The following is a 14,405-nucleotide window of genomic DNA, read 5'->3' as shown; positions in this document are numbered from 1 at the left end:
CGTGAATACAATCCGCTTCTCGCGGCCCAGGTCAAGATCATCCCGTTTATAAAACAAATTTATCAGCACTTCAAAATACGCTATTGCGCTCGGAGTGTAATTTCTTGCGTCGGCCGTATATTTTGATCATCTCACCCGGGAGGAGCTCTCATCATGCTCGAAGCAATTCATCATGTCCGGCACCCCGGTACCGGGCCGACCGTGCTGTTCGTCCCGGGCCTGGGAATGACCTCGCACTCCTTCGCGCCGGTCGTGGCGGCCCTCGGCCCGGACCACGACGTCGTCACCGTGGACCTGCGCGGACACGGGGACGGCCCGCACCCCCCGCTCGGCTGGACCCTCCAGGACGCCGCGGCCGACCTGGCGCGGGTCATCGAACTGCTCGACCTGCGCGACGTCACGCTCGTCGGATGGTCGCTCGGCGCGACCGTCACCTACAACTACCTCGACCGGTACGGGACCGACCGGGTCTCCCGGCTCGTCTCCGTGGAGATGTCGCCCCACCTGCTGCGGGAGGAGGGATGGGAGCACGCGGCGTTCGGCGGTCTGGACGCGGCCGGCGCCCTCCAGGCGACCCAGCAGCAGTGGACCGACCCGGACACGTACCTCACCGCCCTGATCGAGAACTGCTTCGCCTCCGGGAGCGAGCCCGAACCCGCCCTGCTGCGACCGCTGTTGGCCGAGTCGCTGAAGACGTCACGGCTGGCGCTGGTGGCCCTGTGGAGCGGGGTCCTCACCCAGGACTGGCGGGAGCGGATGGGCACCCTGACGCTGCCGACGCTGCTGGTGCACGGGGCGCGGAGCCGGATCTTCCCCACCGAGGTCGGCAAGTGGCTGCTGGGTGCGCTCCCCGACGCCCGGCTGGAGATGTTCCCGCACAGCGGCCACGCCCCGTTCCTGGAGGAGACGGACCGGTTCGTGCGCGTGCTGCGGGACTTCGTGGCCGGGACGGCTCGCCCGTGAGCCGGCTGCGCGGCAACCCCTGGGCGACGCTGGTCGTCCTGTCGCTCGGCTACTTCATGACCTTGCTGGACTCGACGATCGTCACCATCGCGATCCCCAGCATCATCGACTCGATGCACGCCACGCTGCCGCAGGTGCTGTGGGCGCTGAACAGCTACATCATCGCCATCACCGTGCTGCTGATCACCGCGGGCCGGCTGGGCGACCGGTACGGCCCGCGGCAGGTGTTCGTCGTGGGCGTCCTGCTCTTCACCGTCGCGAGCCTGCTGTGCGGACTCGCGACGGTGCCCGGCGTCCTGGTCGCCGCCCGGGTGCTCCAGGGGGCCGGCGCCGCGCTGCTCATGCCGCAGAGCCTGACCCTGATCGTGGCCTCCTTCCCACGGGAGCGACGCGGCACCGCGCTGGGGGTGTGGGGCGCGGTCGGCGGGGTGGCCTCCGTGCTCGGCCCCTCGCTCGGCGGTCTGCTGATCAACCTGGCCGGCTGGCGGTGGATCTTCCTCGTCAACCTGCCGATCGGCGCGCTCGTCGTGCTGGCGGGCCTGACCGTCATGCCGGACCTGCGGACCGGCCGGCGGCACCTTCTGGACCTGCCCGGCGTCGCCCTCGCCTCGCTGGCCCTCGCCTGCTTCGCCTACGCCGTGACCAACGGCGCGGACCACCACTGGGGCCCCCTCGTCTGGGCGCTGCTGGTGGCGGCCGGGCTCTTCGGCACCGGCTTCACCGTCCGCCAGCGCCATCGCCAGGACGGTGATCCGCTGGTGCCCTTCGCGCTGCTGCGCATCCGCGGCTACACCGTGACGCTCGGGATCGCCGCGGCGATCACCGGCGCCACCTTCGCGATCACGGTGCTGGCCGCGCTGTACTTCCAGTCGGTGCTCGGCCTGAGCGCCTTTTGGGCAGGCGTGATCCTGGCACCTGCGTCGGCGATGTCCATGCTGGTCGCCCTGGTCGCCGGCCGCCTCGCCGACCGGATCGAGGGCCGGTTCATCCTGCTGACCGGGATGGTCGTCCAGGGCGCCGGCATCCTGTGGACCGCGCTGTTGATGTCGGGCCCGGTGCACTGGACGGCCTTCCTGGCCCCGATGGCGGTCATCGGCACGGGCAACGGCTGCTCGATCGCGCCGAGGACGACGGTCGCGATGCGCGACGTCCCCCAGGAACTGACGGGCGCGGCCTCCGGAATCCTGGAGACCGTGCGGCAGCTCGGCGCGATGGTCTTCACCGCGGGCGTCGTCGCGCTGGTGCAGGGGCTGCGCTCGGTGGCGGACGGCAGCGGCGCGGCGATGCGCGCCGCGACGGTCCTGCCGATCGCGGCGCTGGCGCTCGGCGCCGTCGCCTGCCTGGCGCTGCCCCGCGAGAGGACCGAACCGGCCGTACGAGCACGGCCGGTACCGTCCGACTGACGGCGATCCGCCCGAGCAGAGGAGTGCCGCCTCCCCGGCGGCACTCCTCTCGTTTTTCCTCCCGAAACTTTCGAGAGGCCGACCACTCACCGAACTTCCAGATGCCCAAATCCCCGGCCTGACCTGATGGAGCACATCACCTGAACGCGAGAACTTGCCTCTGAAGAGGGAAGATGCTCTCGCCGGCGAAATCCAGCGAACAGAAAGATTTCGAAACTTATACCGAAACTGTTGACACCGGGCGGTCGCCGTCCAGACTGTTCGCCATCGCCGGTGCCCGCCACCGGCGGTCCGGGCCCGCACGCCGACCCGGCCCCGGTCGCGGCGACTCGACGCGACCAGATCTGTCATGCCCCTGTCAGTTTCGGCCTCGGCCGGTGACGGCCCGGGCCCGGCGCACAGCAGGCCCTCCACACCCGCACAGGGAGGAACACCCCCATGAGCACGCTGCCCCACGCGATGCGCCGCAGACGCGGCCTCGTGGCTGCTGTCCGAGGACTCGTCGCCGCGATGGCGGCGGTCGTGGTCGCCTTCGCGCTGCCCGGCGCGGCCCAGGCCGCCACGACCATCACCTCCAACAGCACCGGTACCAACAACGGCTACTTCTACTCGTTCTGGGAGCAGTCCAGCGGCGCCACCATGACCCTGGGGTCGGGCAGCAACTACAGCCTGACCTGGAACACGGCCGCGCAGAACGTCGTCGCCGGCACCGGCTGGAACCCGGGCACGACCAACACCGTCTCGTACTCGGGCACGTGGAACTGCAACGGCAACTGCTACCTGTCGCTGTACGGCTGGACCACCAACCCGCTGATCGAGTGGTACATCGTCGACAACTACGGCAACTACAACCCGAGTTCGGGCGCCACCAAGCTGGGCTCGGTCACCAGCGACGGCAGCACGTACGACCTCTACAAGACGACGCGCGTCAACGCGCCGTCCATCGAGGGCACCGCGACGTTCGACCAGTACTGGGCGGTCCGCCAGGCGAAGCGCACCGGCGGCACCATCACCGTGGCGAACATCTTCAACGCCTGGAAGAGCCTCGGCCTGAACCTCGGCACCCCGAACTACGAGATCCTGGCCACCGAGGGCTACCAGAGCAGCGGCAGCTCCGACATCACCGTCACCAGCGGGGGCGGCAGCGGTGGCGGCACCACCCCGCCGCCGAGCGGCGGCGGCAGCGGCAGCGGTTGCTCCGCGACCTTCACCAACTCCTCCGACTGGGGCTCCGGCTTCACCGGCTCGGTGGCGGTCAAGAACACCGGCTCCTCCAGCATCAACGGCTGGACCGTCAAACTGACCTTCCCCGGCAACCAGACGGTCACCAGCCTCTGGAACGGCAGCTACACGCAGTCCGGCAACACGGTCACCGTGAAGAACGCGAGCAACAACGGCTCGCTGGCGGCCGGCGCCGACACCTCCTTCGGGTTCAACGCCGGCTACTCGGGCGGCAACGGCGCTCCGACGGTGTCCTGCACCGCCGGCTGAACCGGCCCTGACCGACCGGGCCGGCCACCGCGGCCTCCTCGCCGCGGTGGCCGGCCCGCTCTGACGGCCGGGGCTCTGTGTCGCAGCACTAGCTACCGGAGCCGCCCTGCCCCGGCGTGTTGTCGAGGAGGAAGTCGATGTTCTCCTGCACGCGGGCGTGGTCCTCGTGCGCGAACAGGGCGTGGCCCGCCCGCCAGTACCGGATGCGCAGGCCCTCGTACGCGAAGACCTTCGGGGCCCGGCGGCGGTCGAGGTCGATCGAGACGACGGCCTCCGGGTGCGGGAAGGCGTAGGACGGCCAGGCGAAGGGGGCGTCGGTCGGGCCGTTGAAGAAGCCCACCCCGTAGTGCTCGCCGGTCGGCCGGGGCCGCTGCGGGACACTGCCGTTCAGCATCGCGTCGAAGTAGGCCTCGTACGGTCGTACGTCGTACGCCGACTGGAGCAGCTCGACCACGCGGTCGCCGGGGTAGCGGGTGTGGATCTCGACGAGTTCGATCCGGTCGTCGAGCAGCTTGATCTCGGCGTGCATCGGCGAGGTGACGAAGCCCAGCGCCGACACGACGGCCTGGAGATACTCCTCGACCTGCGCGCTCCGCTCCCGGGTGTGCTTGCTGGGCACCAGATGGCCGACTTCCTCGAAGTGTGGCATGCCGGTGTTGACCTTGTCGGTCAGGCTGAACAGCGTGAGCCGGCCGTCGACCACGAGCCCCTCCGCGCTGATCTCGGGGCCCGGCACGTACTCCTCGACGATGACCTCGTGGGTGCGGTGGTCGCCGTCCAGGTGGGCCACCCGGCCGTCTCGGTCGTCGAGATCCGTCTCGGCGAGGTCGTACGGGTCGAAGACACGCTCCAGTTCGGAACGGTCGGCGACGAAGGTCACGCCGTGACTGCCGCTGAACGAGCGCGGCTTGACCACCACCGGCGGCTCCAGGCCGCCGAGCAGGTCCTCGGGGTCCAGCAGTGAACTGCGGTGGAACCCGACCCGGGTGAGACCGTGCTCGCGCAGCACCTCGCGGGTCTGCGCCTTGTCCAGGACGCGGGCCTCGACGGCGGACGGCGTGCCGGGGATGCCGAGCAGCTCGCGCACGGCCGCCGCCAGCTCCATGGAGAACTCGGTGATGGCGAGGACGGTCGCCGGCTCTTCGTCGCGCACGCAGTCGGCGATGAGCAACGGGTCGAGCGCCTTGACGGTACGGGTCCGCACGGCGGTCTGTTCGCCGATCTGCGCGAGGGACTCGGGCGTGTCGACGACGAGCAGCGAGGCACCGAGGGTGGCCGCGTCACGGATGGCGTCGTCCAGTTCGTGGACACTCCACGGAACTCCCACGAGCACGACGGTCTTAGTATTCATCCCGCTATTTTCCCGGCACTGCACCGCGCCGACAATGCCGGTTGCTCACAGGGATTGTTATCGGCCGATCAAAAATCATTATTGGACCACTCCACGGCCGGCTGCCTAGGATTTATTCGACCTGGTGCCGTATGGCGTGCGAATTATTTCATGCCCCCTTCATCGATTGACCGGGAGAATCATGATCGGAAAGATCGACCGCGATATTCTGCTCGCTCACGCCCGGACGATCGCCTCGTCCGGCGGGAAGGCGGTCCCCGAGGGGGCGACAGAGCTTTCCGACCTGGAAGTCTGCGGTGCCGCCGAGATAACGGCGATGACCCGGGCGGCGGCCGAGCGCGACGGCGGTGTGCTCGTCTCCAGCGGCGGCACCACGGGCACCCCGAAACTGACGTACCTGCCCCATCACATGGCCTTCGACCGGCTGCTGCCGGTCTGGCGCCCCCTGGGAGTCGGCGACGTCGTGCTCAATCTCTACGACGCCGGCCGCATGTGGGGCACCCACTATTTCGTCCAGAAGCTCGCCGAGCGCACCGAGTCCACGGTGATTCCCTCGGGTCCCATGACGGCCGAGGAACTGGAACTCCGGCTGCCCATGCTCCGCGAGGTCGGTGTCACCGCCCTCGCCAGTGTTCCGTCCGTACTCGCCGATTTCGCGGAGATGGTGCTCAAGACCGGTGTGAAACCGCCGGTGAAGACCATCATCTGGATGGGCGAGGCATGGACGGAGTCCAAGCGGGAGCTGGTCCGGCAGGCCTTTCCCGACGTGCAGTTGTGGGGCATCTACGGCTCGGTCGAGACCTGGGCGATGGGGTCCAACCGTCCGGGGTGCGACGAGACGACGCTCCATCTGCTCGCGGACGAGATCTTCGAGCTGGAGGACGCCGGGGCCCTGCTGACCCGGGCCGGCGAGGGATGGACCGTGCCCGTCGTCCGCTACCGCCTCGGTGACCGCATCGAGGCGACGCGGTGCCGCTGCGGACGCGGCGACGCCTTCCGGGTCCTCGGCCGCGCCGACGACGGCTTCGGCCTGCTCGGCAACTACGTGAACATCGCGGACATCGTCGACTCCGCCCGGCAGTGCCCGGACGTCGTGGACGCCCAGCTGGTGCTGGTGCGCGACAACGACCTGGCCGACTCGGCGCGTTCGATGACCGTCGAATACACCGGCACGGCCGCCCCGGAGGCCGTCCGGACCTGGCTGACCGGGAGCAACGTGCGGCTCGGCACCGTCGACAGCCAGCACCCCGAGGCGATCTCCGCCCGCCGGGTCGACCGGCTGCGCCGCATCGCGCGGACGAACAAGACGCCGGGCGCGGTGTGGCAGGACGCGCTGGGAAGCGGCTCCTAGTCGGACACCTGCATCAGCGCGGGGTGCGGGACGGCGACGGCCGCCGTCCCGCGCCCCGCGGTGTCGTTACCGGGCCGCGAGCACGAACCAGCGGGCCGGCAGGTCGATCCGGGTGCCGTCGGTGAGGTGCTCGGTCTGCGGGAGGACGGTGTCGCCCTCGGCGAGGACGGTCATGCCCGCCTCGGCGAGCAGCCGGGGGATCTCGGCGTCATCGGCGTCGGCCGGCTTGAGCCGGTGGTCGAAGACCCGCTGGAGCTTGGGCGGCGGGCCGGAGGGCTCGGCCGCGGCGCGCCCCAGGACCTCGCGGGAGCCCGAGGTGAGTTCGACGACGAAGGCGCGGCCCTCGCTGCCGATGAGCGTGGCGACGGCGGCGGCGACCGCGGGACGCGCGGCGGGCTCGCTCTGGTGGATGACGGCCCGCATGTAGACGTTGGCGTCGCCGAGCCGGTCGTGCAGGGCCTTCACGGCGTCGCTGTCGGTCAGGTCGAGCTGCTCGAACTCCACGGGCGCGTCCCCCGCGGCGCGGCGGGCGTGTGCGACCGCCGCGTGCGACAGATCGACGCCGATGGCACGGGCGAACCGGGTGGCGAGATAGCGGGTCTGGGTGCCGTTGCCGCAGCCCAGGTCGACTATGACGCGGGCCGGGTCCGCGTGCGGCAGGAGCAGGGCGCTGTGCGGCTCGGCGGTCAGCGAGGGGTCCGAGTCCCAGATCGCCTCTCCTGGGGCGTCGGAGGTCTCGCTCCAGTAACTCTCCCAGTTGTCACGGTAGTTGTCCGAAGCATTCATGCGACTCTCCCACGATCGGTTGCATGATCGGGATATCGCGGGCAGCGGGGCACGGGCAAGGGTCTGGTGGCCACCTTCACCGGACGTACCGGCGTTCAGCGGCTCCCCGTGACCGCCTGTTCGAACCAGACCGTCTTGCGGTGCCCGGTGGCGCTGGCGCCCCACTCGTGGGCGAGTCTGCTGACCACGCGCAGTCCCCGGCCCGACTCGTCGAGGGGACCCGCGGCGATCATGTCGGGCAGGTCGGGCGCGTCGTCGGTGACCTCGAACAGCAGCGCGTCGGTGCGCACCACCTTCAGCCCGACGCGATCGCCCTCCGCATGTCGTACGGCATTGGTGACGACCTCGCTCACCAGCAGCTCGGCGGTCTCCACGGCCTCCGGCAGACCCCAGGCGAGCAGCTGCTCGCGGACCAGGCGGCGGGCCCGGCCGACCTCGCGGGGCTCGGCGTCCAGCCGCCACGCGGCGACGTGGTCGGCGGGGATGCCGTTGAGGCGGGCCATCAGCAGGGCGACGTCGTCCTTGCGGCCGCCCCGGGTGTTGAGGGCGCGGATGATGGTGTCGCAGGCGTCGTCCATGGAGGCCGCGGGGTGCGCGGCGGACTCGCAGAGCGCGGCGAGGCCCTCGCCGATGTCCGAGCCGCGCACCTCCACCAGGCCGTCGGTGCACAGCACCAGCCGGTCCCCGGGCGCAACCCGCACCCGGGCGGCCTCGAAGGGGACACCGCCCACGCCGATGGGCGCGCCGGTGGGCAGATCGAGCAGTTCGCTGCTGCCGTCCTCGGCGCGCACCAGCACCGGCGGGATGTGTCCGGCGTTGGCGAGGGTCACCTCGCCGCGGATCGGGTCGTAGACCGCGTACAGACAGGTGGCGAGGTAGTTGTCGCCGAGCCGGCGGGCCAGGTCGTCGAGATTGCGCAGGAGCTGGGCGGGCGGGGTCTGCATCGCCGCCATGGTCTGCACGGCGGTGCGCAACTGGCCCATCATCGCGGCCGAGTTGAGACCGTGTCCCATGACGTCGCCGACGACGAGGGCGGTGCGGGAGCCGGGCAGTTTGATGGTGTCGAACCAGTCGCCGCCGATCCGGCCGAGCCGGGTGCCGGGCAGATAGCGGGTGGCGACGTCGCAGCCGGCCATCCTCGGGGCGACCTGCGGCAGCATGCTGTCCTGGAGGGTGTCGGCGACGTTCTCCTGGTAGGTGTACATGCGCGCGTTGTCGAGGACGAGGCCCGCGCGGGCGGCGAGTTCGGCGCCGGTGGTGCGGTCCATGTCGTCGAAGGCGGGGCGGTCGGGGCGGCGGATCAGCACCATGAAGCCGAGGACGACATTGCGCGCCTTGAGCGGCACGATCAGCAGGGAACGGCCGTTGATCAGCGGGCGCAGGTCGCGTTTTTCGAACTGGCCGGAGATGCGGTCGCCCATCTCGTCGGTGACCCGGGGGATGAGGACCGGTTCCCCGGTGACCATGCACTGGTAGAACGGGGTGTGTTCGGGGAAGGCGAAGGCCTCGCCGACCGGCACGGTGTCGTCCCAGCGGCCTGGTTCGTCGTTGTGCTCGACCCAGACGCGGAACATCACGGTGCTGGCGTCGGGCGGGCCGTCCGGGAAGCCCTCGCCCGCGAGGACGGCGGCGCGCAGATGGGTGCCGGCGAAGTCGGCGAACCGGGGCACGGCGGCGCTGGTGACCTCGCGGATGGTCTCGCCGAGGTCGAGGGAGGAGCCGATGCGGGAGCTGACCTCGTTGAGGAATTCCAGGCGTTCGCGGACGGCGGCGTATTCGAGGTCCTGCTCGGCGCCCGCCGGTACGGCGGTCACGGGGGCGGTCCGCTGCCGCGGCATCAGGGTCGCGGCGGCGTCGGCCGGGATACGGCCCGGGCGCCGGGGCACGCCCCAGTACGGGGTCACCGGCACCCGTTCGCACTGGCTGAACTCCAGTACCGGATAGCCGAGTTCGAGGACCTGGGAGACGATGCGGGCGCTGATCCCCGGGCCCATGTTGGGCAGGATCTCCGGCAGCCGCCGTTCGAGTTCGTCGAAGGCGGGCAGCTCGGTGTGGCGGGCGAAGCCGGGCGCGACGCGTTCTGCGGTCTCGTCGTCGTAGCCGCGTTCCTCGCGCAGCCGGGTGGCGTCGGCGGCCAGCACGAGCAGCCGGGCGGGGCCGGGACCGATCAACGGGTAGGCCCACCACAGCACATCGAGCCGCTCGCCGTCCGCCCGGTCCCCGTCGTCCGAAGTCCGCCGCGGCGGGGAGAGGCGGGCGCGACCGGCGGTGGCGTAGGAGGTGCCGCCGCCGAGGGACGCCTCCAGGTCGGGGCCGAGCTCGTCGTCGGGCGAACCGCCGGGCACGGCACGGTCGTCCGGCCCGCCGTCGTACGCCGCCCGGCCGTCGTCCGGCGCGGCGCCGCCCTGGAGTCGGTCGGGCAGGGCGCCGGAGACCGGCAGCAGGTCCGCCGCGGGGCGGCCGACCGCGTCCTGCCGGGGCACGCCGAACAACCGCAGTGCCCCACTGCTCCAGTGGGACACCAGGCCCTCGCGGTCCACGACGATCACCGCAAGCGGAATCCGGCCCGCGCCGGTGTCGCCGGCGCGCCCGGGAGCTGTGTCCCGCTCGCTGCCACGGTCCATGGCCCAGGCCCCTTCTCCCCGCGGCTGTTCGCAAACGATCTGTGCCGCCGGCCACTACGGTACGGCGGCGGCCGGTGGCGATGTGTGGCAATCCGGGAATTGGGTTACCTGATCGCACCGGCCCCCCGCCCGGCCCCGCCGCGCGTGCCGCCTCAGTCCTCGTGCCCCAGCTGGAGGTCCCGTTCCGTGCGGCCACCGCCCGCGACCTGGAGGACCGTGGCGACCGGCGGGTAACCGGCGGCGATCACCGTGTACTCGCCGGAGGACAGGTCCACGAACCGGAAGGCGCCGTCCGCTCCGGTGGTGAGGGTGTCCACCACGTTGCCTGCGGCGTCCAGGAGGGTGACCCGGGCGTCCTCCACGGGACGTCCCCCGGTCGCCCGCACGACGCCGCGCAGCACGGCGCCGCCGGCGAGCTCGACGTCCTGCCGGGTCTCCCGGGCGGCCTGCACGCTGACCGGGAGCGCGGCCGGGCGGAAGGCGGGGGCGCTGGCGGCGAGGGTGTACTCCCCCGCGACCAACTCGGTGATGACGTAGCCCCCTTCACGGCCGCTGCGGGTGGTGGCGACCACCTCGCCGTGCACGTTGGTGAGGGTGACGGTGGCGTCGCGCACCGGGCTGCCGTCGGCGGTGAGCACGCTGCCGGCGAGGCGTCCGGCGCCGCCGAGGACGACGTCGAGCTCGACGGGGCGTTCGCCGACGATGACGGAGACGGCCTGCGGCTGGTGACCCCCCGCGGCGGCGATCAGGACGTACGACCCGGAACCGGGCGTGCTCAGCGCGTACCGCCCGTCGTCGCCGCTCGCGCCCCGGCCGATCTGCTGTCCGGTGACGTCGATGAGGGTGAGCGCGGCGCGGGGCACCACGGTGCCGTCGGGGTGCTGCACGGTGCCGCACACCGGGATTCCGGCGGCGTACGGCGAACGTGCCTGCGGGATGGAGGTGTTGAGGCCCTGGGGGTCGGATTCGGCGGTGTGGTGGGACACCAGTGGTTTCTCCTTGAGGAAGAAGGCGGCGAGCAGGCCGAGGACGAGCACCGGGACGAGGTACAGGAAGACCCGGGGCATGGCGTCGGCGTAGGCGCGGATGTAGGCGTCGCGCAGCGCCGGGGGCAGGGCGTGCACGAGCTGCGGGGTGAGGGATTCGGGGTCGGGCAGCCGGGCACCGGCGCCCGGGGGCAGCTCCCTGCGCAGCGCGTCGGCGAGCCGGTCGGCGAACAGGGTGCCGAAGACGGCGGCGCCGACGCTGCCGCCGATCTGCCGGAAGTAGTTGTTGGCGCTGGTCGCGGTGCCGAGGTCGGCGGGGCGCACGGAGTTCTGCACGGCGAGGACGAGGACGGGCATCACCAGGCCGATGCCCGCGCCGAGTACGGCCATCCAGAGGCTGTAGTGCAGCCGGGGCGTGCCGGCGCCGAGGCGGGACAGCAGCCACATCCCGGCGACCGAGACGGCGGCGCCGAGCACCGGGTAGATCCGGTAGCGGCCGGTGTGGCTGATCAGCTGCCCGGAGAGCAGTGACGTCGCGACGATGCCCGCGGTCATGGGCAGCATCAGCAGTCCGGAGCCGGTGGCGCTGGCCCCGTCGACCATCTGGAGGAAGGTGGGCAGATAGCTGGCGGCGCCGAACAGGGCGACGCCGACGACGGCGCCGACCAGACCGGTGACGTTGAAGACGGAGTCGCGGAACAGCCGGAGCGGGATGAGGGGTTCGACGGCGAAGTGCTCGACGACGAGGAAGAGCACGACGGCGGCGAGCGCGCCCGCGCCGAGGCCGATGATCTGCCGCGAGCCCCACGCGTACTCGGTACCGCCCCAACTGGTCAGCAGCACCAGGCAGGTGGAGGCGGTGGCGAGCAGCAGGGCGCCCAGCACGTCGAAGCGGCCGCGGACCTCGGGCTTGGGGAGTTTGAGCACGACGGCGACGACGGCGAGGGTGACCAGGCCGAAGGGCACGTTGACGTAGAAGCACCAGCGCCAGGAGAGGTGGTCGGTGAAGTAGCCGCCGAGCAGGGGTCCGGCGACGGAGGCGACGCCGAAGGCGGCGCCGATCAGCCCCATGTAGCGGCCGCGCTGCCGGGGCGGCACGATGTCGGCGATGATCGCCTGGACGCCGATCATCAGGCCGCCCGCGCCGATGCCCTGGAGCGCGCGGAAGGCGATCAGCTGGTCCATGCTGCGCGCGTGTCCGGCGAGCGCGGAGCCGACGACGAAGACGGCGATGGCGAACTGGAAGACGCCTTTGCGGCCGACGAGGTCGCCGAGCTTGCCGTACAGCGGCAGGCCGATGGTGGAGGTGAGCAGGTAGGCGGTGATGGCCCAGGACATCCGGTCCAGGCCGTGCAGTTCGCCGACCACCTTGGGCAGGGCGGTGGCGACGATCATCTGGTCGAGGGCGGCCAGCAGCATCGCCAGCATCAGCCCGAGGACGACCAGCCGCACCCGGCGCGGGCCGAGGGGAGCGGCGGCCGGCGGCGGGGCCGCGGGGACGGCCGCCGGGGGCTCCTCCCGGGCCTCCTCGGGCGGTTCCTTCCCGGCAGCCGGGAGCAGCACGAGCGTGTCGTGATCCACCAGAGTCGTCCCGCCCACGTTCCGCTCCCCTCGCGCCACCTTCGCGGCTGTCGTACCCGTGCAATTTCTCGCGCGAGGCGACAACTACGAACAACCGTGGTGGGTTACGGGGCGGTTCCCGGTGGGCGCCAGTTCCACTCGAACCGGTGACGAAAAGCTCCGCGAAGAGGAACAACTCCCCTTCGCGGAGCGGGGGTTGGGACTACTTCTCGACCTCGGTGGCGAGCCGGGCGAGCACGGCGTCGTAGATGCGGGCGAGCCCCTTGGGGGCGAAGGTCCGCTCGAAGAAGCCGCCGATGCCGCCGGCGCCCTTCCAGGTGGTGGTGACGACGACGCGGGCCCTGCCCTCACCGGCCGGGGTGACGCGCCAGGTGGTGACCATGGAGGAGTTGCGGTCCTTCTCGACCAGCTCGCCGTCGGTGGGCTCGGTGACCTCCAGCAGGCAGTCGCGGACCCGCTTGCTGGTGGCCTGGAGCTTCCAGTGGACGAGGGTGCCCTCGCCGTCGCCGCCCTCGCGCACCTCGTACTCGCTGAACTGCTCGGGCAGCAGCGTGCGCCGCGTGCCGCGGTAGTCGGCGAGGGCGTCGAGCACCTTCTCCGCGTCCGCCGCGACGACCCGCTCCGTAGTGGCCTCGACCTGCGCCATTGCGTTCCTCCAGGACCTGATTGCTCGGGGTTGGGAAAAGCCAACCACTCCGGCGCCCGGCCCCCCAAATCGGGGGCCGCGATCGGGGGCCACGACCCGCTCGTCCCCGGGCCCGCACGATCATGGGAACAGATGTTCTATTCTGTGGGCGAGTGCCACCGAGGAGGCGTCATGCGCTGGGACAACCTCAACGTCGAGCACGGCCGGGCGGCCGACACCGCGCTGTTCGGCGCGGACGCCGTCACGACCCGTACGTTCGACACGCCCGAGTTCCGCGGGATCACCTTCCACGAGGTCCGGGCGCGCTCGGTGCTCAACCGGGTGCCCGGCGCCTCGCGGATGCCGTTCGAATGGACGGTGAACCCCTACCGGGGCTGCTCCCACGCGTGCGTCTACTGCTTCGCCCGCAAGACGCACGGCTATCTGGACCTGGACACCGGCATCGGTTTCGACACCCAGATCGTGGTCAAGGTGAACGCCCCGGAGGTGCTGCGCCGCCAGCTGGGCTCCGGACGCTGGCAGGGCGACCACGTGGCGATGGGCACGAACGTCGACTGCTACCAGCGCGCCGAGGGCCGCTACCGCCTGATGCCGGGCATCATCTCGGCCCTCACCGAGCACGCGAACCCGTTCTCGATCCTGACCAAGGGCACGCTCATCCTGCGCGACCTCGACCTGCTGGTGCGGGCGGCGCGGGTGACGGACGTGGGCATCTCGGTCTCGGTCGGCTTCCTGGACCCCGCCCTGTGGCGCACGGTGGAGCCGGGCACGCCCGCGCCCGAGCGGCGGCTGGACGTCGTGCGCACGCTCGGCGAGCACGGCATCGGCTGCGGGGTGCTGATGGCCCCGGTGATCCCGTTCCTCGGCGACCACCCGGAGCAGCTGCGGGCGACGGTGAAGGCGATCGCGCAGGCCGGGGCCACCTCGGTGACCCCGCTGGTGCTGCATCTGCGCCCAGGCGCGCGCGAGTGGTTCATGGCATGGCTGGGCGAGCACCACCCGCACCTGGTGCGCCGCTACGAGCGGATGTACGCGGGCGGGTCCTACGCGCCCACCTGGTACCAGCGCCGGATCACCCGTCAGGTGCACGAGCTGGCGCGGGAGTACGGCATCGGGCCCACCCGCGCGGGCGCGGCCCGCCGGATCGGCCCGGCCGGACCCGCGCCGCTGCCCGAGCCGACCCAGCTGACCCTGATGTGAGCGCCCCGCGGGAGCGTTCGAGG

Annotated in this window: 10 protein-coding genes; 5 read left to right on the top strand and 5 right to left on the bottom strand. The window is 71.4% G+C overall.

Going from position 1 to position 14,405, the window contains the following annotated elements; genetic code table 11:
- The first annotated feature begins 153 nt into the window (after positions 1-153).
- From FRZ03_RS18240 to FRZ03_RS18230, 3 genes are all read left to right on the top strand, one after another.
- Positions 154-963 (top strand): alpha/beta fold hydrolase, encoded by an 810-nt coding sequence (locus FRZ03_RS18240; protein WP_146466227.1) that lies wholly within the window; start codon positions 154-156, stop codon positions 961-963.
- On the top strand, positions 960-2,366 hold the full coding sequence (locus FRZ03_RS18235) for a DHA2 family efflux MFS transporter permease subunit (RefSeq protein WP_146466226.1): 1,407 nt from the start codon (positions 960-962) through the stop codon (positions 2,364-2,366). The genes FRZ03_RS18240 and FRZ03_RS18235 overlap by 4 nt, the downstream gene beginning before the upstream one ends.
- Positions 2,367-2,804: 438 nt before the next feature.
- Entirely contained in the window at positions 2,805-3,857 is a 1,053-nt protein-coding gene (locus tag FRZ03_RS18230; RefSeq protein ID WP_315902650.1) for a glycoside hydrolase family 11 protein, read from the top strand.
- Between the two features lie 88 nt (positions 3,858-3,945).
- On the opposite strand, the gene FRZ03_RS18225 is transcribed toward FRZ03_RS18230, so the two are convergent.
- Positions 3,946-5,208 carry an ATP-grasp domain-containing protein gene (locus tag FRZ03_RS18225; protein WP_146466225.1) on the bottom strand — a complete coding sequence of 421 codons (1,263 nt, stop codon included), beginning with the start codon at positions 5,206-5,208 and terminating at the stop codon, positions 3,946-3,948.
- A gap of 181 nt (positions 5,209-5,389) precedes the next feature.
- Between FRZ03_RS18225 and FRZ03_RS18220 the strand changes: the two genes are divergently transcribed.
- Entirely contained in the window at positions 5,390-6,559 is a 1,170-nt protein-coding gene (locus FRZ03_RS18220) for an AMP-binding protein (RefSeq protein ID WP_146466224.1), read from the top strand.
- Between the two features lie 66 nt (positions 6,560-6,625).
- Here the strand turns inward: FRZ03_RS18220 and FRZ03_RS18215 are convergent, their stop codons facing one another.
- The 4 genes from FRZ03_RS18215 to FRZ03_RS18200 form a co-directional block, all read right to left on the bottom strand.
- Positions 6,626-7,345 carry a class I SAM-dependent methyltransferase gene (locus FRZ03_RS18215; protein WP_146466223.1) on the bottom strand — a complete coding sequence of 240 codons (720 nt, stop codon included), beginning with the start codon at positions 7,343-7,345 and terminating at the stop codon, positions 6,626-6,628.
- A gap of 95 nt (positions 7,346-7,440) precedes the next feature.
- Complete coding sequence (locus FRZ03_RS18210) at positions 7,441-9,969, bottom strand: ATP-binding SpoIIE family protein phosphatase (protein ID WP_146466222.1); 2,529 nt, start codon at positions 9,967-9,969, stop codon at positions 7,441-7,443.
- A 152-nt stretch (positions 9,970-10,121) separates the two neighbouring features.
- Positions 10,122-12,554 carry an MFS transporter gene (locus tag FRZ03_RS18205; protein WP_261399242.1) on the bottom strand — a complete coding sequence of 811 codons (2,433 nt, stop codon included), beginning with the start codon at positions 12,552-12,554 and terminating at the stop codon, positions 10,122-10,124.
- A 184-nt stretch (positions 12,555-12,738) separates the two neighbouring features.
- A complete protein-coding gene (locus FRZ03_RS18200) occupies positions 12,739-13,182 on the bottom strand; it encodes an SRPBCC family protein (RefSeq protein ID WP_146466221.1) in 444 nt (147 codons plus the stop codon).
- Positions 13,183-13,353: 171 nt separating this feature from the next.
- On the opposite strand from FRZ03_RS18200, the gene FRZ03_RS18195 reads away from it, so the two are divergent.
- Positions 13,354-14,382 carry an Rv2578c family radical SAM protein gene (locus FRZ03_RS18195; RefSeq protein ID WP_146466220.1) on the top strand — a complete coding sequence of 343 codons (1,029 nt, stop codon included), beginning with the start codon at positions 13,354-13,356 and terminating at the stop codon, positions 14,380-14,382.
- The last annotated feature ends 23 nt before the right edge of the window (positions 14,383-14,405 follow it).

Origin of the sequence: Streptomyces misionensis, from assembly GCF_007896895.1 — a bacterium.
Classification (GTDB): domain Bacteria; phylum Actinomycetota; class Actinomycetes; order Streptomycetales; family Streptomycetaceae; genus Streptomyces; species Streptomyces misionensis_A.
Note: the sequence above shows the minus strand (reverse complement) of the source record. Positions and strands in the feature narration are given on the sequence as shown.